Source organism: Actinoplanes sp. 13, from assembly GCF_056134165.1.
In genome coordinates this window covers 16,970-36,353 of the sequence record NZ_JBVYOQ010000002.1, presented here as the reverse complement: position 1 = coordinate 36,353, position 19,384 = coordinate 16,970, and the positions used below count along the sequence as shown (strand labels likewise).

Genomic DNA, 19,384 nt, shown 5'->3' with positions numbered 1-19,384 from the left:
GTTAGGCCGACGGGAGCAGTCGAACGCTCTAGCTCGAACGGGTGAGGGCGTCAGCCGCGGCTGAGCTGGTCGCCCGCGGGCTCGGCGGCCGGGGAACGCCAACGGATCGCGAGGGCGCACGGGACGGTCAGCCAGGCGGTGACCACGACCGCGGCCAGTCCCCAGGTCAGGGTGGTGGCATCGGCGAGGAAGCCGATCACCGGCGGGCCGGCCAGCAGGCCGGTGGTGCTCATCGACGCGGCCGCGGTCAGCGCCGCCGAGCCGTGCCGGGCGGCGGCAACGTACAGGCAGGGGCTGACGGCGGCCATGCCGAGGCCGACGCAGGCGAAGCCGGCCAGCGCCGGGTAGGCGCCGCCGGCCAGCAGGCCCCCGGCAAGGCCGGCGCCGGCGAGGGCGCTGCCGGCCAGCACCACGGTGCGGTCGCCCCACCGGTCGCGCCAGCCGTCGGCGAACAGGCGGGCGAGCAGCATCATGCCGGAGGTGACCGCGATGCCCAGCGGCAGCAGGTGGTCGGCGGCGTGAGCGACCTCCTGGAGGTAGAGCGCCGACCAGTCGGTCACCGCGCCCTCGGTGACGGTGGCCAGCAGCATGGCCGGGCCGAGCCAGAGCACGGCGCCGGTGGGGCGGGGCCATCCGCGGCCGGCCGGCTTCGGCGCCGACGGCAGATCCTCGCGCAGCAGCGCGGGACGGGCCGCCAGCACCGCGGCGAGCAGCACGGCGCCGGCAACGGTGAAGTGCACCGTGACTGAACCGGTGAGCGGGGAGAGCGCGGAGGCCAGCAGGGCGGCGCTGAAGATGCCGCCGCTGAACGTGGCGTGCAGCCTGGCCATCGTGGTCCGGCCGGACCGGCTCTCCAGGGCCGCGCCCTGCGCGTTCATGGCGACGTTGAGGCAGCCCACCGCGATGCCGTCGACCAGCAGCACGGCGAGCATCGCCGGGTAGTTCGGGGCGGCGGCGAGGCCGGCCAGCGCCGCGATCAGGACCAGCACCGCGGCCGGGGCGAGGCGCCGGGAGCCGAGCCCGGCCATCAGCCCGGGGACCAGCGGGGCCGACACGAGGGCGCCGGCCCCGGCGGCGAGCAGCAGCACGCCGACCTCGGCCGCGGACAGGTCCAGGCGGTCGGTGAGGGCGGGGATGCGCGCCGCCCACGTGGAGTACTGGAAACCGAGCGCGCCGAACAGGGCGGCGATCGACAGCTGCGAGCGGCGGAACGAGATCACTGCGCGGTCTCCCGGGACATGTAGACGGCCCGCGGCCCGTAACAGGCGGGCGGGGTGACCCCCGGGTGCGGGCGGAACCCACGGGCCGCCCAGAAGCCCGCCGTGCCGCCGACCGAGACGAGCGATATCTGGTCGTACCCCAGCGATCTCGCCGTCTCGGTGAGGTGCCGCACCAGCCGTCTCCCCCACCCCCGGCCGCGCAGCTCCGGGTCGATCACGATGTCGTGCAGGTGCAGGTTGGTGGAGCGGTGCGTCCCGGTCTCCGGCCGCGAGAGATCAGGAAAAACCTGGCGGGGGTACGGGAGAGCGAGCACGTACCCACCGATGCGGCCGTCCAGGTCGAGCACGAACGAGGTGGCCGGATGGGCCCGGGACCGGAGCGCCTCCACGCCCTCCGCCAGGCCACCGGGCCCGTAGGTGCCGGCTTCCAGCAGACCGATCGCGGGCCAGTCGGGTGCCTCGACGGGGCGCAGCAGGGCGGTCCGGACGTCGAGCCGGTCAGACATGCGGCAGCGGGGTCTCGCGGGCGGCCGCCACCAGGCCGGCCCACGCGTCGATCAGCACCGCGTGGTCCTCGATGTCGCGCCGGGCCTCGAGAAGCAGCTCGTCGCGCCGTTCCCGGATCAGGTCGGCGACGCCGGTGAACCGCCCGCCGAGCCGCCGGTACGCCTTCTCCATCCGGTCCACCTGGGCCTCGTTGGCCTCGCGCGGCTGCCAGGTGCTCGCGCGCACGATCGCGGCGATGTCGGCCGGATCGGCGGTGGTCATCCGCTGGTAGATGAAGTGGAAGTAGTACATCGACAGGATGAACTTGGCGAACCGCATCTGGTACGCCAGGAAGCCCGCGTCGCTCTTGCGCTCGGCGGTGTGGAAGTTGACGATGTGCCGGTTGTGCAGCAGGCCGGGCAGACCGGCCTTGTCGGCCACGTGGATGAGGAAGTAATCGCTGCCGATCGTGTCGGTGGCCGGCGGCAGCGGCACCCGCTCGTGCAGCCCGTGGAAGCTGATGTTGTGCATGTCGACGCGCATCGGGTCGACCACCGACAGCACGGTGTGGTCGCCGTCGAACGGCGCGCTGCCGGTGAACGACTCCTCGACGAGCGCGCGTTTCTCGTCCTCGGTGCTGCCCGGCGCGGCCCAGAGGCTGACCAGGTCGTGATAGCCGTCGTGGCCGCGGACGTCCTCGATGTCGACCGACATGTCGCCGACGAACGACGCGCCGGCCATCGCGACGGTCAGGTCGCGGCGGTCCGCGGGGAGCCGGTCCTCGGTGGCCACGACGTCGCGGGCGGGCCGGCCGAGCGCGGACAGCTCGGCATGGATCGGAAACACTTTCTCCTCGGCGTACGTCTGGAAGTAGAGGTCGGAGTCGCGCCGGTGCACCGACTCGCAGCCCAGGGCGGCCGCGATCAGGAAGGCCCGGTTGGTGCAGGCGCCGTACGACAGCCGGCCCGGCAGCAGCAGGTCGAGCAGCAGGCCGGGCTCGGCGGGGGCGGCCCGGTCGACGACCCGGCGGAGGAATTCGCGCTGGGCCGGCTCGTCGAGGTGCCGGACACCGGGGACCGGGGCCAGGACCTTGGCGTGCGTGTCGAAGTCGGCCGAGGAGTCCAGGACCAGCAGCCGCACCTCGGCGCCGAAGTGCCGGGCGGCGTACTCCGCTTCGGCGACCACTTCGGTCAGCGTGGCGGCGCACTCCCGGTTGGTCGGCACCACCAGGCAGATCCGCCGACCCTCGATCGAGGCCTTCACGTCGTTTCCACTCCCGGCGAGGATCCGGTGACAACGGGTATTCATCGTCACCAATCGGACAGACCGCGAGGAAACCTAATAGGTCAACTGTGCTGTCACAACCCCAAATCCGGACGAGAGCCGGAAATCGCTGGTGGCCGCCGGTTCCGGAACTGATCGGTCTCGGACAGCTCGGCTAGGACAGTGTGTGAAGTTCGGGTCCGATACGGACCCGAACTTCACACGCACTGACTGTCAGAAGCGCCCGCCGCCGCCGCGCCGTGCCCGGGAGCCGCTGCCGCCGAAGCCACCGCCCGTGAAGCCGCCGCCGCCGAAGCCGCCGCCGCGGCCGCCGCCGTAACCACCTCCGCCGTAGCCGCTCCCCCAGCCGCCGCCGGACCGCATGCCACCGGCCAGGATGCCGCCGAGGACCGCGCCGGCGAACGAACCCGCGTCGATGCCGCCGGAACCGGCCGAGCTCCAGGCCCGCACGTCGGCCTGCGCGGCGTGCCCGGCGGCGGCCGCGAACTGCCGCGCCTGCTCGGCCTCGCGCAGCGCGGTGACCGGGTCGGCGGTTGCCGCCTGCTCGGCCAGCGCCAGGTGCCGGTGCGCCTCGGACAACCGGGACCGGGCGTCCGGGCCGACCGCCCCGCGGCGCGTCGCGATGAAGTCACCGGTCGCGGTGATCTCGGCCCGCGCCACCGGCAGGGTCTGCGCCAGCAGGGCCCGTGCGTGCGCGTCGCGTTCGGCCTGGTCCTGGACCTCCGCGAGCGCGCTGTCGAGGGCCGCGTCGGCAGCCTGGAGCCGCGCGACGACCGCGACCGGGTCGGGCCGGGGTGTGCCCAGAGCCGCTCGGGCCTCGGCGATCGCCTGCTCCCCGGCGGTGACCGCGGCGGCGAGCCCGGCCGGCGGCGTCACGTCCGCGCTCAGGGCCGCCCGGCCGGCGGTCAGCTCGCCGGTCACCTCGGTCAGCAGCGCGTCCGCGGCGGTCCGCGCGGCCGGCAGGTCGGTGGCCGCCTGATCGATCGCCGCGATCAACTGGCCGGCCTGGTCGACGGCCTGCTCGGCGCCGCGGACGGCCAGCGCTGCCTGGGCGCGGCCGGCCGGCGCGGCCTGGGCGGGGCCGGAAGGGGCCGCCTGCGCGGGGCCGGTGTCGCCCCCGGTCAGCGCCGCTCGCGCCCGGCCGACGGCGTCCGCGGCGAAGGCGAGCCGCTCCCGGGCCTGATCCACGTTGCCGGCGACCGCGGTGACCGTGGCGCCGCTGTACCGGGTGAGCAGCTCCTCGACGCGGGCCGCCGCCGCGGGCAGAGCCGACTCCAGGGTGGTGCGCTGCCGGTCCAGTCCGTCGGCGACCTCGGCGGCCCGGCCCTCCAGGTCCCGCAGCCGGTCGAACGCCTCGGACTCGGCGTCCAGCCGGGCGTCCGCGCCCCGGCACAACTCGATGATCCGGGCGAGCGTGCGCCGCCGGGTGGCCTCGTCCGGCTCGGGCACCTCTTCCAGGGTCATCCGCAGCCGGAACGCCTCGGCGACGTCGGCACGCGCGGAGGCGAGAGCGGCCTGGAACGGGGTGGTCGTCTCGGCGCCGTACTGCGCGGTCGCCAGATCGACTTCACGTTCGCCGGCCCGTAGGTCGTCGTCGAGCTCCAGCAGCAGGGTGTTGGCCTCGCCGGTCAGGTCCTCCAGCGGCGGTTCCGCCCGGACAGGCGCCTGCTCCGTGGTCTCCTTGCGCCGCCGTCGGCGCAGCACCACCCAGGCCAGGGCGGCCACCAGCACCAGGCCGAGCACCAGCACCGCGCCGCCGAGCCCGCCGCCACCCCCACCGAGCCCGCCGCCACCGCCACCGGCGGCCTCCTGATAGCCGCGCGCCGCGCCGACCACGGCGCCCGGCCAGTCCCCGCGCGCGAGGGCGGGCTCGATGTCGCTTGCGGCGACGTCGGTCAGCTCGCGGTCGCTGAACCGGGAGTCGCCGGGGAACGAATAGGCGTACGCCCGATCGGTTGTCGCTACCGCCAGCAGCGCGTCCCGGTCGCCCAGATCGCTGAGCCGGGCCGTCTCGTCGGTCCACTGCTGGGCCGGGATCCCGTCGAAGGAGCGCACGAAGACCACGAACAGCTGCATGCCGGTCTCGGTCTGCAACTCACGCAGCGCGGTGTCCACCTCGGTCCGGTCGCCCAGCGCGCCCGCCTCGTCGGTTATCTGGGTGGCGAGCCGGGCCGGCTCGTCGGCCCGGGCGGCACCCGGCAGGGCGAGCAGGCCGGCCAGCAGGAGCAGGAGTGGCGCCGCCACGGTTCGCACAGTCACTGATCCAACGTAGTCAGCCCACGTCGAGAGCGCCGAGTGAATCGATCGGCCCGGACACCCGGCCGGTGTACTCGCAGTTCCCACAGGTGAACATCGTCTCGGCACTGCGCCCGCAGCCGAGGTGCCCGCAGGCTCCACACCGCACATAGGCGTCACCGCCGCACCCGGGACAGCCCCGATATTCCGGCGCGAACCCGAAGCGGCCGGCCACCGGGAACCCGCCGCCTGCGCCACCCGCTTCCTCCGGCGGGCCCACCGTGGCCAGCTGCCACTCCTCTCCGGACAGCCGGAACGTGGCCACCCTGGCCTGCCGGTCACGCGAGCAGTACATCCACACCCAGGCGGTCCTGGCACGATCGGTCATGGATAGACCTTGACAGGTGTCACTGTGCGGCCGGACCGTAAGGCGGTGAGTTCCTGGCTACGCAGGCGCGATCACAACGTCTTCGTCAACGCGTTCGTCCTCCTGACCTGCGGACTGATCACCGGCATCGTCGTGGCCGCGGCCGCCTTCCCCTATCTGGCCATGTCCGGTCTGGCCGCGAGGGCCGGGGAGCAGGCGTTCGCGAGCCTGCCCAGCGAGCTCAAGGCGTTCAAGTCGCCGCAGGTCTCCCGGGTCTACGCGGCCGACAACAAGACCCAGATCACCCAGTTCCACGACGAGTTCCGCAGCGACGTCCCGCTCAAGCAGATCTCGCAGCCGATGCGCGCCGCGATGGTCGCGACCGAGGACCAGGACTTCTACAACCACCACGGCGTCGACCTCAAGGGCGTGGCGCGGGCGCTGGTGAACAACAAGAACGGTGGCCCGAAACAGGGCGCCTCGACGATCACCATGCAGTGGGTGCGGATGTCGCTGGCGTACTCCGCGACCAGCCCGCAGGACGTCATCGAGGCCACCCAGGACACCCCGCGCCGCAAGATCACTGAGATGAAGTACGCGATCGAGCTCGAGAAGCAGATGGGCAAGGACCAGATCCTGGAGCGCTATCTGAACATCGTGCCGTTCGGCAAGCAGACCTACGGGGTCTTCGCCGCCAGCCGGGTCTACTTCAACAAGCAGCCCAAGGACCTGACGATCGGCGAGGCCGCCCTGCTGGCCGGGATCGTGCGCGCGCCGTCCGGTTACGACCCGACCACCCCGGACGGGTACGAGCGGATCAAGGAGCGGCGCGACACCTACGTCATCCCGGCCATGGTGGAGACGGGGGCGATCACGCCGGCCGAGGCCGCCGCGGCGATCAAGGAGCCGATCCCGCGCAAGGTCCGGCCGGTCAGCAACGGGTGCGTCGCGGTGCCGAAGAACAACTGGGGCTTCTTCTGCGACTACTTCTACCGGTGGTGGATGGGCCGGCAGGAGTTCGGCCCGACACCGTACGACCGGGAGCGCCGGCTCAAGAGCGGCGGCTACCGGATCACCACGACGCTCGACGTCAAGGCGCAGAACAAGGCCCGCGGCCGGATCGGCGATCTGATCTCGGAGAAGAACAAGAACGCGCTGCTGGTGGCCGCGGTCCAGCCCGGCACCGGCAAGGTGCGGCTGCTCGCCGCCAACCGCAAATACAAACTGGACAATCCGGCCGACCCGGCGAACCCGCTCTCCTCCGATCCGAAGAAGGCGCGCAAGGGTGTTCGCGGTTCGTACCCGAACACGACGAACCCGCTGCTCACCGGCGGTGGCGACATCACCGGTTACCAGGCCGGCTCGGTGATGAAGATCTTCACGATCGTGGCGGCGCTGGAACGGGACTTCCCGCTCGCCTACACGATCAAGACGGACAGCCCGTACCGGTCGAAGTACATCGTCCAGCGCAGCAGCGACTCCGCCTGCCCCGGCACGCACTTCTGGTGCCCGCAGAACTCCGGCGGCGGCGGCAAGGGCGTCTTCGACATGTGGACCGGCCTCGGCTCTTCGATCAACACGTACTTCGTGCCGCTCGAGGAACGCGTCGGGGCGGAGAACGTGGTCGGGGTCGCGAAACGCTTCGGTATCCAGTTCCGGGAGCCGGACGACGCCAAGCTCGCCTCGCCGGGGTACTCGCACCAGTGGGGCGCGTTCACCCTCGGCGTGTCCGCGACCACCCCGCTCGACATGGCCAACGCCTATGCCACGCTCGCTGCCGACGGCATGTACTGCGAGCCCACGCCGATCGAGCAGATCGCCACCCGCGACGGCGAGAAGCTCGACGTCGGCGGGACCCGCTGCAACCGGGCCACCAGCGCGAGCGTGGCCCGCGCCGCGATCGACGCGGCCCGCTGCCCGGTGGGTGACTCGGCCCGGCTCGGCCGGTGCGAGGGCGCCACCGCCCGCGCCACCCGCGCGGTGGTCGGCCATCCGGTGTTCGGCAAGACCGGCACCACCGACCGGGACCGGACAGCCTCGCTGATCGCCGGCACCACCTCGCTGGTGGTGGCCGGCTACCTGGTGAACCCCGACTACCAGGCACACCGCGACCGGCTGCGCCACGACCAGGTCAACCCGGCCGTCTACCACACCCTCGCCGATTACATGAAGGGCAAGGAGCGGGTGCAGTTCCCCCGGCCGTCGGACCGGAAGATCGCGTACGGCGACCAGCGGTCCATCCCCGACGTCGAGTGCGAACCGCTGGACACCGCCCGCAGCCGGGTGGCGCGCGCCGGTTTCGACGTGTCGATCGGCCGTGAGGTCGACTCGGACTGCCCGGCCGGCACCGCGGCCGGCACGAACCCGAGCGGCCGGACCGTCAAGGACGGCGTGGTGATCATCGAGGTCAGCAAAGGCAAGCCGGACGAACCGCCGGCGCGGCCGACACCGCCGCCGATCATCACGCCGACCGAGCCACCCCGGTGATGTCCGCCCTGCACGAAGCGGTCACCGACGTCTACGGGGATCTGCGGCTGGCGCCGGTGCTGTGGCGGCTGCTCCGGCACACCGGCCGGCTGACCGGTTCGGAGGCCGGCAGCGTGTCGCTGATCGACGCCGGTCGCGGCTGTTACGTCAAGGCCGCCGAGTACGGCGCGCACTGCCAGCTCGGCCGGGCGTTCCCGCTGGACGAGGGCGCCACCGGGCGTGCGTTCGGCAGCCGCCGGCCCGTGGTGATCCCCGATTACGGCCGGATCCGGGCCGGCCATCTCGCCGCCGCGCATCCGGCCGGCCGTCGCCCCGCCGCCGCGGTGCCGATCTGGTGGCGCGGGGACGTGATCGCCGTCAACGTCGTCTTCGCGCCCTCGATGGAGGCCCTGTCCCCGGGCGGCGTCGACGACCTGGAGGCGCTCTCCCAATCGGTCGCCGCGGCGATAGTCAAGGCCGGCGGCATGGTGGCCGTGCCCGGCCCGAGCCCGGTGCCGTTCACCCCGCGCGAGGCCGAGGTGCTGGAGTTGCTGCGCCGCGGCCTGACCTATCACGGGATCGCCGGGCGGCTCGGCCTGTCGGCGAAGACCGTGGAGAAGCACGTCGGCGCGATCCTGCGCAAGACCGGGGCCACCAACCGGACGGCGGCGGTCGTCACCGCCCTGGACAACGGCTGGGTGGGGAGTTTCCCCCATACCGCGGGGCGTGCGCGTGGGTCTTGACTGGCGTCATGCCCGTCGTCGCCCTGAAGGACATCCTCGACCGTGCCCTCGCCGAGCGGTACGGGGTGGCGGCGTTCAACGTCGTCAATGACCTGACCACCGAGGCCGTGCTGGCGGCCGCGGTCGAGGAGCACGCCCCGGTGATCCTGCAGACCTCGGTGAAGACCGTCCGGATGTACGGCCGGGCGCAGCTGTTCGCCGTCGTCCGCGCCTTCGCCGACCGGGCGCCCGTCCCGGTGACCCTGCACCTGGATCACTGCCCGGACCGCTCGGTCATCTCCGACTGCCTCCGCGGCGGCTGGAACTCGGTGCTGTTCGACGCGCACGAGCTCGACGTCGCCGAGAACCTGCGCCAGACCATCGAGGTGGTCGCCGAGGCCCGCCGCGCCGGCGCCCACGTCGAGGGCGAGATCGAGGGCATTCAGGGCGTCGAGGACGACATCGGCAACGACTACGCCCCGATGGTGCAGAGCCTGGAGGTGGCGGCCGACTTCATCAAGCGCACCGGCGTCGACTGCTTCGCCCCGGCCATCGGCAACGCGCACGGCCGCTATCAGCGGGCCCCGGTCCTGAACGCGCGCCGGGTCAGCGACCTGGTCGCCGCCACCGGCGTCCCGATGGCCCTGCACGGCGGCACCGGACTCGCCGACGAGCAGTTCACCGATCTGATCGCCCGCGGCTGCGCCAAGGTCAACATCTCCACCGCGCTGAAGGAGTCCTATCTCGGCGCGAGTCGCGCGTTCCTCTCCGCGAACGGCACCTCGGACCCGCCGTCGCTGTTCCGGCACCAGCGGGCGGCGGTCGTCGAGATGGCGCGCCGGCACATCCGCCTGTTCGGCGGCTCGGGACGTGCCTGGTGACCGCGCTCGTGTTCGACTGCGACGGCGTGCTCGCCGACACCGAACGGCACGGCCACCTGCCGGCGTTCAACGCCACGTTCCAGCAGTTCGGGCTCCCGGTCCGGTGGAGCGAGGACGATTACGCGCGGCTGCTGCGGATCGGCGGCGGCAAGGAGCGGATGGCGTCGCTGTTCGCCGATCCCGCTGTCGCGGCGGCGGCCGGTGACGCCGACCGTACCGATCTGCTGCGGACCTGGCACCACGCGAAGACCGCCGCGTTCACCAGGCTGGTCAGCGAGGGCCGGCTTCCGGCCCGGCCGGGCGTCGCCCGGATCATCCAGGCGGCACGCGAGGCGGGATGGACTGTCGCGGTCAGTTCCACGTCCCAGGAAGCTTCGGTACGCGCTGTGCTCGTCAACGCCGTCGGCGGTGCGGCCGCCGACGGCATCCCGGTGTTCGCCGGCGACATCGTGCCGGCCAAGAAACCCGACCCGGCGATCTATCAGCTGACCGTCGACCGGCTCGGTCTCGACCCCGCCGACACGCTGGTGGTGGAGGACTCCCGCAACGGTCTGCTCGCCGCCACCGGCGCCGGGCTCGGCTGCCTGATCACCGTCAACGGCTACACCCGCGACGAGGACTTCGGCGAGGCGCTGCTGGTCGTCTCCGAACTCGGCGACCCGGACCGCCCACCGATCGAGGTGCTGGCCGACCGCGGCGGGGTGCGCCCGGGACCGTTCCTGACCCTCGACGACCTGCGAGCCTGCCTGGAGGCGCGGCGATGACCGGCACCGCGCTGGCGAACACCGAGCTGGTGGTCCGCACGATCGCCGAGACGGCGATCGAGAACGAGAAGTACTTCGGCGACCTCGACGCCGTGGTCGGCGACGGCGACCTCGGTTATTCGCTGGCCCGCGGCTTCGAGAAGCTGCTGGACGGCTGGGACGGCATCGACCGCACCGACGCCGGGACGTTCCTCAAACGCAGCGGCATGATCATCGCGTCCCGGGTCGGCGGCACGTCCGGCCCGCTGTGGGGCACGGCGTTCCTGCGCGCCGGAGCCACCGCCGGCGACGCCGCGGACCTCTCCGGCGACCGGGTGGTGGCGATGCTGCGCGCGGCGATCGAGGGCATCAAGGCGCGCGGCCGTTCGGACGTCGGCGACAAGACGCTGCTGGACGCGCTGGTGCCGATGACCGACTGCCTGGAACGGGAGTTCGCCGACGGCGCGGACGGCGAGAAGGCCCTGCGGGCGGCCGCCGTGGTCACCCGCCAGGCGGCCGAGGCGACCCGCGGCATGCTCGCCAGGCGCGGACGGGCGTCCTACACGGGCGAACGCAGCAGGGATTCGGCGGACGCCGGCGCGGTCGCCGTGGCGGTCATCGTCGAGCGGATCAGTGCGGTTCTGAGAGGGGCTCCGTCATGAAGAAGTTCATCAACGACCCGAAGAACTACGTGGCCGAGATGCTGGAGGGCGTCGCGCTGGCCAACCCCGGCAAGCTGAAGTACATCCCCGCCCACAACCTGATCATGCGAGCCGACGCGCCCCGCGACAACAAGGTCTCGATCGTCCAGGGTTCCGGCTCCGGGCACGAGCCGGCCCACGTGATGGCCGTCGGCCGCGGCATGCTCGACGCCGCGTGCCCGGGTGACGTGTTCGCCGCGCCGCCGATGGACTACGTCTACGAGACCGCGAGGCTGCTCAACTCGCCGAAGGGCGTCCTGCTGCTGGTCAACAACTACACCGGCGACCGGATGGCGTTCGACATGGGCAAGGAGATGGCCGAGGCGGACGGCATCCGCGCCGAGATCCTCACCATCGACGACGACGTAGCGGTCCGGGACTCGACGTACACGGTCGGCCGGCGCGGCGTGGCCGGCAACTTCTTCGTCATCAAGGCCGTCGGCGCCGCCTCCGAACAGGGCGCCGACCTGGACGAGCTGCTGCGCATCGGCCGCCGGGTCAACGACGTCACCCGCACGATCGGCGTCGCGCTGACCGCCTGCACCCCACCCGCCAAGGGCTCCCCGCTGTTCGACCTGGGCCCCGACGAGATCGAGTTCGGCGTCGGCATCCACGGCGAACCCGGCCGCGAACGGCGGAAGATCAAGAACGCCGACGCCCTCGTCGACGACATGCTGGAGGCCGTGGCCGACGACCTCCCCTACCGCTCCGGCGACCGTGTCGCCCTGATGATCAACGGCCTGGGCGGGACGCCCGTCAGCGAGCTGTACATCCTCTTCCGGCGGGCCCAGCAGCAACTGGCCGGCCGCGGGATCACGGTCTCCCGCAGCTACGTCAACGAGTACTGCACCTCACTCGACATGGCCGGCGCCTCCCTCACACTGGTCCGCCTGGACGACGAGATCGAGAGCCTTCTCGAAGCCCCCGCCGAGGCCGCCATCCGCATCTTCTGACCGTTCGCCACCCACCGCGATCGTGGACGATTGACTACCGCTTCCGGTAGTCAATCGCCCAATGTCCACAAGCGCCCGACTGTCGCGCTGTCAGCCGGCCGCGCAGGTCACCGTCGGTGGGGTGTTGCTGCCGGTCCAGGAGCCGAGCAGCCCGAACGTCGTGCTCGCCGCCGCGCCGAGAACTCCGTTGTAGCTCTCGTTGCGCGCCGTCACCGCCGGACCGTTGCTGGTCACCACCGCGTTCCACCCCTGATTGACCCGCTGCCCGTTCGCGAAGGTCAGGGTGACCGTCCACCCGGCGATGGGCGCTGCCCCCGCGGTGACCCGCACCTCCCCCTGGAAGCCACCGCTCCACTGACCCGTCTGGCTGTAGGCCGCCGTGCATCCGCCAACGGGCGGCGGCGTGGTCGGCGGCGTGCTGCCCGCGCCCCACGCTGCCGGGCCGTCGAGCCAAGCCGCGCGCTGGGTCATCCAGGTGCGCATGACCTGCACCTGACCGCTCCAGGTGGGGGCGGTGTCGGTGATGAACGGCCCGATCATCCGGCTGCCCAGGTTCGGCCAGCGCTGGAAGTTGCGCTGGGCGGCCGCGGTCAGCGGTGCGGTCAGCGCGTCGACCCGGGTGTTGAGGGCCGCGGTGGACAGCGGGCCGCGGCGCAACTCCTGCCAGCGGGCCTTGAGGTCGTTCTGGAAGGAGGGGTCGGTGAGCAGGATCTGGAACCAGTCGTTGGCCTGGGGCGTACGGGTCTGCTGGTGCTGCCATCCGGCGGTCTGCTCGTTGCCGAAGAAGCCGCCGGTGCCGAAGGTCAGGTCGTAATCCCACAGCGGCCCGGCCGTGATCGGGCCTTCCCGGTCCTTGTAGAAGTAGGTGCTGCGCAGGTAGGAGTCCATCTCGCGGGTGAACTCGTTGAGGATGATCAGGTCGATCCAGGAGCCGGCGTCGATCCAGGAGCGATATCCGGTCTGCGGGTCGGTGAGGCGTGGGCTGTGCAGCATGTCGTGGAACTGCTGGAGGTGCTGGGTCAGCCAGGCCCGCTGCGGGGCGTTCAGCGGGGACGGATCCTCGACCTCGAGGTAGTTCCAGCAGGTCGCGGCCGGTCCTGTACAGGTGAGGGTGGGTTCCTCGGCGGCCAGCCACTCGAACTTGAAGATGTATCCGCCGGTGATCTTCGGCAGCGTGGTGTCGTCCTCGTCGAGCTGTTTGAGGTCGAGCCGGTCCTTACTGTTCTTGATGGTCTCCACGATCATGTAGACGCCCTGGTAGTCGGCGGCCGCGACCGGCGCCGCGTCGGTGTTGAGGTAGAGCTCGACGAAGCGGTAGCGCGGCGTGACCAGGCCCATCTCCCGGCCGAGGTCGTAGGCGAGGGCTTCCCGGATCAGTGACTTGTCGCTGAACGGCCCGCGCAGCACCCAGTCGGAGTCGGCGGGCATGCCGAGGACCGGGTGGTCGGCGTCGTCATCGTTGTCGTCGCGGAACTCGAGCCGGTACGGCGCCTTGTCGAACATGGCGGACGACTGGCCGCGCAGGTGGATACCGGTGCGGGTGGCCAGGCTGGGCGCCGACGACAGCGAGGTGCGCCCGGCCGTGGTGTCGAAGACCATCGCGGCGGCGTCGACGTAGTCGCGTCCGGGTTTGCCCTTGCCGTAGACGTCGATCAGCATCAGCGGCAGGTCGTGCGGGGTGTCCACCGCTCGCGCGACGTACAGGGCGGTGCCGGGCGCGCCGGTGGCCGCGCCGTTCACGTACGCCTGGGCCCGCAGCTGGGTCGTCCCGGTCAGGGTCAGCGGCCGGCCGGGATAGGTGGCCGAGGTCGCGGCCGGCGGGGTGCCGTTCGTGGTGTACCGGATCTCGGCGCCGGTGATCGCGGTGCTCAGCGAGACCGTCACCGAGCCTTGGAACGTGCCGCTGGGCACCGAGAACGTGATGTCGCCGGCCGCTGCGGCCGCGGCTGGGGTGCGCACCGGGGTCAGGAGCATCCCGATGATGCTCAGCACGATGATCGCTTGTCGCATGCGTCAGCCATCCTCTCCGGCGGCGGTGAAGGTCGTGGTGAAAGCGGCGGTGAAATGACGTCTGAGCACCCGGCGCCAGGGCGCGGCCGGCAGTTCGGTGCGGAGCGCGGCGAGCCCGGTGCCGTATTTGGAGAGGGCGACGGGACGATGGCCCCGGTTCCACAGCAGGCGGTCGGCGTACGAGGCGGTCGAGCCGGTCTTGGTCTCGACGATGGCGAACGTGGGCAGCCGCAGCTCCCGGCCGTCGGCGGCCCACCGCAGGTCGGTGTCGACGGTGACCCGGCTGTCGGCGGCGGGCAGCAGCAGGGCGAACCGCAGGTACGCGGTGCGCAGGGTGGGTGCCAGGCCGGCGCGGTCGGCGGGTGTCAGGCCGTGGCGGGCGAAGACGTCGTCGAGGAAGGCGAGCCCGGCGCCGGCGAGTCGCTCCCCGGGCTCGTGCGGCGCCCGGTACTTGACCGTGCTGCCGCGCGGTCCCGGCACCTTGACCTCCAGCCGGCAGACACCGGAGTCGACGTACGTCCTGGTCCTGATCTTGAAGCGGCGGCGGTGCCGGTACGCCGTGCGCAGATAGCTGGCCAGATCGGGGGTGTCGAGGTAGAACGACTCGTAGGTGAAGTGCCGCAGGCCGTCGATCTCGAGGACCCGCGCGTCCGGCGCCAGCGCGTCCAGCAGCCACTGCGCCTCGCTGACCGGCACGATGTACTTACGGTCGAACCGGCTCTGCAGGGCGGCGCGCTCCTCCATCTCGGCCAGCCCGACCGGGGCGAGCCCGGCCAGCGCCGCCCTCATCGCTGCGCCGCGTACGTCGCCGGGCTGACCGGGGCGACCGACTTCCCGGACGGCCCGGAATACCGCACGTCGACCAGCGTGGAGTCGTTGATCAGGTCGACCCGCAGCAGGCGGGCCGAGTGCACCTTGGCCCCCAGCAGCTCCTCCAGCCGGCGGACCAACTGGTCCTCGCCGGTCACGACGGAGTCGAGGACGACGATCTGCTGCCTGTACCGGCCGAGCAGCCACCGGTTGTCGACGAGCGCCAGGACAAGAAGGATCAGGCCCATCAGCGCGACGTTGCGCCAGACGGACGCGGTCTCCAGGGCGCCCAGCAGGCCCAGCGCGAGGGCCGAGAAGAAGTACGCGACCTCGTGCTGGTCCAGCTCGGTGGAGCGCAACCGGATGATGGAGAGCACGCCGAACAGCGCGAACCCCAGCCCGAGACCCGCACCGGCGTCACTGGTGCGCAGCGCGGCGGCCACCGCCAGCACGCCGACGTTGACGGCGAAGTAGGCGACCACCAGATCGCGGCGCCGGTGCCGTGGGAAGTACAGCCCGAACACCAGCGCGGTGATGGCCACCAGGTCGGCCCCGAGCAGGGCGAATTCGGACATGATCCGGTCTCCTCCGAGCACGTGAACGTCTTCGGAAGTTTCGGTTAACAACCGGAACTTCGCTCGAAGGCTAGGTCGGAGGTTGATGGCTGTCAATGTCTGGTCAGGGCTGAAAGGTATACGTGGCGGCTAAAACTTCCGGAATCCCTTGATCCGTCCCACTGTCCGGAAGCCGTCGGCCACCCATCCACCGCGCACCCGTGGCCGAACCCCCCGCACGACGGCACAACCGGTGGACAAGGGGGACCGCAGGTGCTCGACGTGCAAATTCTCGGACGTATCCGGGTGTGGCGGGACGGGACCGAGGCCGAGGTCGGCCCACCCGGCCAGCGGGCGCTGTTCGGCCTGCTGGCGCTGATGGCCGGTCAGCCACTGACCCGGCAGGCCCTGGTCGACGCGCTGTGGCCGGCTGACGCGCCCCGGGCCGCGGCCAACGTGCTCCAGACATATGCCAAGCGGCTGCGCCGGTTGCTGGAACCGGACCGTCCGGCCCGGGCGAAGAGCCTCGCCCTGCCGGCTGTCGCCGACGGTTACGCCTTTCTCGCGGACACCGCGACCGTCGACGCGATCCAGTTCCGGCGTACGGTCCGCGCCGCCCGCCGAGCTGAACGCGCCCGCGACAGCGGGGCGGCGATCGCCGCTTTCGCACGGGCGCTCGATCTGTGGCACGGCCCGCCGCTCGCCGACGTGCCGCTGCTGGCCACCCATCCGGAAGTCACCGCACTGACCGTGGAACACCGCCAGGTGGTAGCTCGGTACGGCGAGCTGATGACCGATTCCGGCCAGGCGACCGACGTGCTGGCCATGCTCGCCGAGGATGCCGTGCGGCACCCGCTCGACGAGTCCGCGCAGGCCCGTCTCGTCCGCGCCTGGCACGCCTCCGGGCAGCGTGCCCGGGGCTTCGAGGTCTATCGCTCGACCTGTCTGCGGCTGGCCGAGGAACTGGGTGTCGATCCGGCTCCCGAGCTGGTCTCGGCGTATCGGCAACTGCTGCACGGCGACGCGTCCGGCCACCGTCCAGCGCCCGTCCAACGCGGCCCGCGAGGCTGAGCCGGTCCATATCGTTCAGTTTGGGGAGGAAGAGATGACCCGTACCGTCCGCTCGGCCCTGCTGGCTCTGTTCGGCACCGCCGTCGCTCTGCTGGCCGCCGCATTCCTGGCCGTCCCGGCCCAGGCCGCTCCGGCCCACGACGCCGTTCCGGCGGCCACCGGCTCCGCGCTGCCCCGGGTGGCGCCCACCGTCGCGAAGAAGGCTCAGAAGGCCGACGTCAAGCGGGCCGGAGCCGTTCCGGCCGGCGCTACCGCGCGCGGTCCGCTGCCCGGCTTCTGCACCTTCGACGGCTACGACGGCGTCACGTCGACCATCGGCTGCTCCGTCGCCATCCCGGCGACGATCTACGTCTACTGCTCCAACGGCAACATCTTCTACGGGTACCTGCCCTACGCCGGGGTGTACTCACTGACCGCAAGCCCGTGCTACGCCACCGGCTACAGCCTGGTGTGACCGGCGCCCGGCGGGGCGGCTGACGGCTCCTGTCAGCTGTCCCGTTCGGCGACCGGCGAAGGACGGCCCCGGCACCCGGGGAGGACGGGTGTCCTACATGGCGTGCTGGGTCTCGGCCGTCCCGGGCGACCGGTCGGCGAGGACCGCGAACGGGTGGCGCAGCCGGCGCATCGCCGCGGCGCTGCCGTCGACGGCTGATCCCGGCCGGCCCGGGGTGCCGACCGCGGACGGCGCGGACGGCGCCCGGAACAGGTCGGCGTGGTCGTGAATCGGTGTCATACAAGATCCTTCAAGGGTTGTTCGTCGATTGGTGCCTGCGGGAGACCATCGGCGCGCTGCACGCCTGTACGGTTGCCCGGTGATGGTTCAGCGGCACTGGTGGAACGGCAGCAGCACAACGCGCTCCCGGCGCGATGTCTACATTCGCAGCGACGGCTCCCGGTGGGACGTCCTGGTCCAGATCGGCGGGGCGGCGGGGCGTTATCGCGTGCAGGAGTGCCCGGGGCGCGGGTCCGCACTGATCGTCGCCGATGCGTGGCGCGGTTCGAGCAGTGGCTGGCGGGAGCTGGAGCCCGTGACGCAGGCTGCTGCGCCGGCCTGAGCCGGCCGGGCGTGGCCGCGGCGGGCATGCCGCCGCGATAGGCGCCGGCCGGGTGGCCCACCACATCGGTGGGCCGCCCGGCCGGAACGAGTCAGAGCGGGCGGATGTTCGAGGCCTGCGGCCCCTTGGCACCCTGGGTGATCTCGAACTCGACCCGCTGGTTCTCCTCGAGGCTGCGGTACCCGCTCGTCTCGATGGCCGAGAAGTGGGCGAACACGTCAGCGCCACCACCGTCCTGGGCGATGAAGCCGAAGCCCTTGTCGCTGTTGAACCATTTCACGGTGCCTGTCGTCATAGTGCTCCTCAATCGGATGGAAAAGACAGCGCGGCAATCGCTTCCGCCCCGCACCGGCGGGACATGACAAAAGGCGCCTGATCTGGGATTGGATACCCATCAGGCGCCGGTAACGTCAACGGAATCACAACTGCAACTCGTCGACCGTAGCACGCCCCCGCCGGCGACGCTCAGCCCCGCGCCGCCCGCTCGTCGCCCACGGTCAGCGCGATCACCGCGACGTCGTCGTCGACCTCGGCAAACGTCGTGAGCAGGCCGGCGATGGCGTCGACGACGGCCGGGGCGCCGATCGGGCCGAGCCCGCGCGCGAACTCCAGCAGCGCCTGGTCGCCGTAACGCCCGCCGGTGCGGGTCCGGGCCTCGGTCAGCCCGTCGCTGTAGAGGATCAGGGTGTCGCCCACCTCCAGCGAGATCGTCCGGGCGACCAGGCGCGGCTCGGCCAGGATGCCGATGAGCGTGCCGCCGTCCGTGGTGTGGTACCCGGCGGAGCCGTCGGCCCGGATCACCAGGGCCGGTGGGTGACCACCGGAGGCAACCGTCGCGGTCCAGCCACCGCCCCGCCGCTCCAGGACGCCGAAGACGACGGTGCAGTGCCGGTGCCCCGGCGTGGCGTAGTCCTGGTACACGACGGTGTTGAGGTTGCGCAGCACGGCGACGGGTTCGGAGTCGTAGACGGCGGCCGCCCGCAGGGTGTATCGGGCGGCGGCGGTCACCGCGGCCGCGGCCACCCCCTTTCCCCGCACGTCGCCGAGGAAGAAGCCCCACCGGTCGCCGGACAGCGGGAACAGGTCGTAGAAGTCGCCGCCGACCTCGTCGGCGGACGCCATGTGATACAGCGACGCCGTGGTCATGCCGGGCGGAACCGCCAGCGACGCGGGCAGCAGGCTGCGCTGCAGGCCGCCGGCGAGCAGGCGGAGCCGGTCCCGTTCCCGGTCGGCGGTGCGGCGGGCCGCCAACAGCTCGTTCTCGTACGCGCGCCGCTCGCGGGCGTCGAAGACGGTGGTGCGGATCAGCTGCGACGTGCCGTCGGGGCCGACCTTGACGGTGGAGGTGATCAGGACCGGCAGCACGGTGCCGTCGGCGGCCCGCAGCTCCACCGCCACGCCTTTGACGTCTTTCCCCAGCCAGAGCAGCGGCGCGCAGTGCGTCTCGTGGTAGAGACGGCTGCCCGGGGTGAAAAGATCAACGAACCGCCGCTGACCGATCAGGTCGGCGGCCGGGTGACCCAGCCAGGTGAGCAGGGTCACGTTGACCTTGACGATCGTGCCGTCCGGCAGCGTCGAGACGAAGCCGCACGGAGCGTTGTCGTAGAAGTCGTCGAGGTCGTCCTCCAGCAGCGCCGGGAACGGGACCTTCGCCGTCGACGGCCGGTCCACCGTCCGGCTCCCCCGGCGGGACCGGCGGACCCGCGGCCACACTAGGCGCCGACGCAATCGGCAAATCGCCGTGGTGATCGCTTCACCTGCCGAGTGTCCCACCCGAGCAACCGAACGTCACCCGGGAGGTGGGCCCCGGGGGCGTGCCAACCGGG

Annotated in this window: 20 protein-coding genes; 9 read left to right on the top strand and 11 right to left on the bottom strand. The window is 71.9% G+C overall.

What is annotated here, in order from left to right:
- Positions 1-50: 50 nt before the first annotated feature.
- The 5 genes from AC0NH5_RS04905 to AC0NH5_RS04885 form a co-directional block, all read right to left on the bottom strand.
- On the bottom strand, positions 51-1,220 hold the full coding sequence (locus AC0NH5_RS04905; protein ID WP_474400432.1) for an MFS transporter: 1,170 nt from the start codon (positions 1,218-1,220) through the stop codon (positions 51-53).
- The gene (locus AC0NH5_RS04900) at positions 1,217-1,726 is read right to left on the bottom strand and encodes a GNAT family N-acetyltransferase (protein ID WP_474400430.1); all 510 of its coding nucleotides are present in this window, start codon (positions 1,724-1,726) and stop codon (positions 1,217-1,219) included. The genes AC0NH5_RS04905 and AC0NH5_RS04900 overlap by 4 nt, the downstream gene beginning before the upstream one ends.
- Positions 1,719-2,969, bottom strand: coding sequence for a DUF6271 family protein (locus AC0NH5_RS04895; RefSeq protein ID WP_474400428.1), 1,251 nt, complete (start codon positions 2,967-2,969; stop codon positions 1,719-1,721). Before AC0NH5_RS04895 ends, AC0NH5_RS04900 begins: the two co-directional genes overlap by 8 nt.
- A 234-nt stretch (positions 2,970-3,203) precedes the next feature.
- The gene (locus AC0NH5_RS04890) at positions 3,204-5,249 is read right to left on the bottom strand and encodes a TPM domain-containing protein (protein ID WP_474400426.1); all 2,046 of its coding nucleotides are present in this window, start codon (positions 5,247-5,249) and stop codon (positions 3,204-3,206) included.
- 13 nt (positions 5,250-5,262) lie between these two features.
- Positions 5,263-5,613: a hypothetical protein gene (locus AC0NH5_RS04885; protein WP_474400424.1), complete on the bottom strand. Its 351-nt coding sequence runs from the start codon at positions 5,611-5,613 to the stop codon at positions 5,263-5,265.
- Between the two features lie 45 nt (positions 5,614-5,658).
- Here AC0NH5_RS04885 and AC0NH5_RS04880 point away from each other — a divergent pair, with 45 nt between their 5' ends.
- From AC0NH5_RS04880 to dhaK, 6 genes are read left to right on the top strand one after another with little or no spacing between them, the layout of a single operon-like run.
- Positions 5,659-8,079 (top strand): transglycosylase domain-containing protein, encoded by a 2,421-nt coding sequence (locus AC0NH5_RS04880; RefSeq protein ID WP_474400422.1) that lies wholly within the window; start codon positions 5,659-5,661, stop codon positions 8,077-8,079.
- Positions 8,079-8,801 carry a helix-turn-helix transcriptional regulator gene (locus AC0NH5_RS04875; RefSeq protein WP_474400420.1) on the top strand — a complete coding sequence of 241 codons (723 nt, stop codon included), beginning with the start codon at positions 8,079-8,081 and terminating at the stop codon, positions 8,799-8,801. Before AC0NH5_RS04880 ends, AC0NH5_RS04875 begins: the two co-directional genes overlap by 1 nt.
- Positions 8,802-8,809: 8 nt before the next feature.
- The gene (locus AC0NH5_RS04870) at positions 8,810-9,661 is read left to right on the top strand and encodes a class II fructose-bisphosphate aldolase (RefSeq protein ID WP_474400418.1); all 852 of its coding nucleotides are present in this window, start codon (positions 8,810-8,812) and stop codon (positions 9,659-9,661) included.
- Positions 9,658-10,425, top strand: coding sequence for an HAD-IA family hydrolase (locus tag AC0NH5_RS04865; RefSeq protein WP_474400416.1), 768 nt, complete (start codon positions 9,658-9,660; stop codon positions 10,423-10,425). The genes AC0NH5_RS04870 and AC0NH5_RS04865 overlap by 4 nt, the downstream gene beginning before the upstream one ends.
- Positions 10,422-11,066, top strand: coding sequence for a dihydroxyacetone kinase subunit DhaL (gene dhaL / locus AC0NH5_RS04860; protein WP_474400414.1), 645 nt, complete (start codon positions 10,422-10,424; stop codon positions 11,064-11,066). The genes AC0NH5_RS04865 and dhaL overlap by 4 nt, the downstream gene beginning before the upstream one ends.
- Positions 11,063-12,058 (top strand): dihydroxyacetone kinase subunit DhaK, encoded by a 996-nt coding sequence (dhaK, locus tag AC0NH5_RS04855; RefSeq protein ID WP_474400413.1) that lies wholly within the window; start codon positions 11,063-11,065, stop codon positions 12,056-12,058. Before dhaL ends, dhaK begins: the two co-directional genes overlap by 4 nt.
- A 90-nt stretch (positions 12,059-12,148) precedes the next feature.
- Here the strand turns inward: dhaK and AC0NH5_RS04850 are convergent, their stop codons facing one another.
- Genes AC0NH5_RS04850 through AC0NH5_RS04840 form a run of 3 tightly spaced genes read right to left on the bottom strand, consistent with a single transcriptional unit; the run spans position 12,149 to position 15,453 of the window.
- A complete protein-coding gene (locus tag AC0NH5_RS04850) occupies positions 12,149-14,068 on the bottom strand; it encodes a CotH kinase family protein (RefSeq protein ID WP_474400411.1) in 1,920 nt (639 codons plus the stop codon).
- 3 nt (positions 14,069-14,071) lie between these two features.
- A complete protein-coding gene (locus AC0NH5_RS04845) occupies positions 14,072-14,857 on the bottom strand; it encodes a polyphosphate polymerase domain-containing protein (RefSeq protein WP_474400410.1) in 786 nt (261 codons plus the stop codon).
- Positions 14,854-15,453 carry a DUF4956 domain-containing protein gene (locus tag AC0NH5_RS04840; RefSeq protein WP_474400409.1) on the bottom strand — a complete coding sequence of 200 codons (600 nt, stop codon included), beginning with the start codon at positions 15,451-15,453 and terminating at the stop codon, positions 14,854-14,856. Before AC0NH5_RS04840 ends, AC0NH5_RS04845 begins: the two co-directional genes overlap by 4 nt.
- A gap of 261 nt (positions 15,454-15,714) precedes the next feature.
- Between AC0NH5_RS04840 and AC0NH5_RS04835 the strand changes: the two genes are divergently transcribed.
- Positions 15,715-16,503, top strand: coding sequence for an AfsR/SARP family transcriptional regulator (locus AC0NH5_RS04835; RefSeq protein ID WP_474400408.1), 789 nt, complete (start codon positions 15,715-15,717; stop codon positions 16,501-16,503).
- A gap of 34 nt (positions 16,504-16,537) precedes the next feature.
- Entirely contained in the window at positions 16,538-16,957 is a 420-nt protein-coding gene (locus AC0NH5_RS04830; RefSeq protein ID WP_474400407.1) for a hypothetical protein, read from the top strand.
- A 93-nt stretch (positions 16,958-17,050) separates the two neighbouring features.
- Here AC0NH5_RS04830 and AC0NH5_RS04825 read toward each other — a convergent pair whose 3' ends face one another.
- Complete coding sequence (locus AC0NH5_RS04825) at positions 17,051-17,236, bottom strand: hypothetical protein (RefSeq protein WP_474400405.1); 186 nt, start codon at positions 17,234-17,236, stop codon at positions 17,051-17,053.
- 82 nt (positions 17,237-17,318) lie between these two features.
- Between AC0NH5_RS04825 and AC0NH5_RS04820 the strand changes: the two genes are divergently transcribed.
- Positions 17,319-17,558 (top strand): hypothetical protein, encoded by a 240-nt coding sequence (locus AC0NH5_RS04820; protein WP_474401366.1) that lies wholly within the window; start codon positions 17,319-17,321, stop codon positions 17,556-17,558.
- A gap of 91 nt (positions 17,559-17,649) precedes the next feature.
- Here the strand turns inward: AC0NH5_RS04820 and AC0NH5_RS04815 are convergent, their stop codons facing one another.
- A complete protein-coding gene (locus tag AC0NH5_RS04815) occupies positions 17,650-17,853 on the bottom strand; it encodes a cold-shock protein (protein ID WP_474400403.1) in 204 nt (67 codons plus the stop codon).
- Positions 17,854-18,023: 170 nt separating this feature from the next.
- A complete protein-coding gene (locus tag AC0NH5_RS04810; RefSeq protein WP_474400402.1) occupies positions 18,024-19,229 on the bottom strand; it encodes a SpoIIE family protein phosphatase in 1,206 nt (401 codons plus the stop codon).
- Positions 19,230-19,384: the final 155 nt, after the last annotated feature.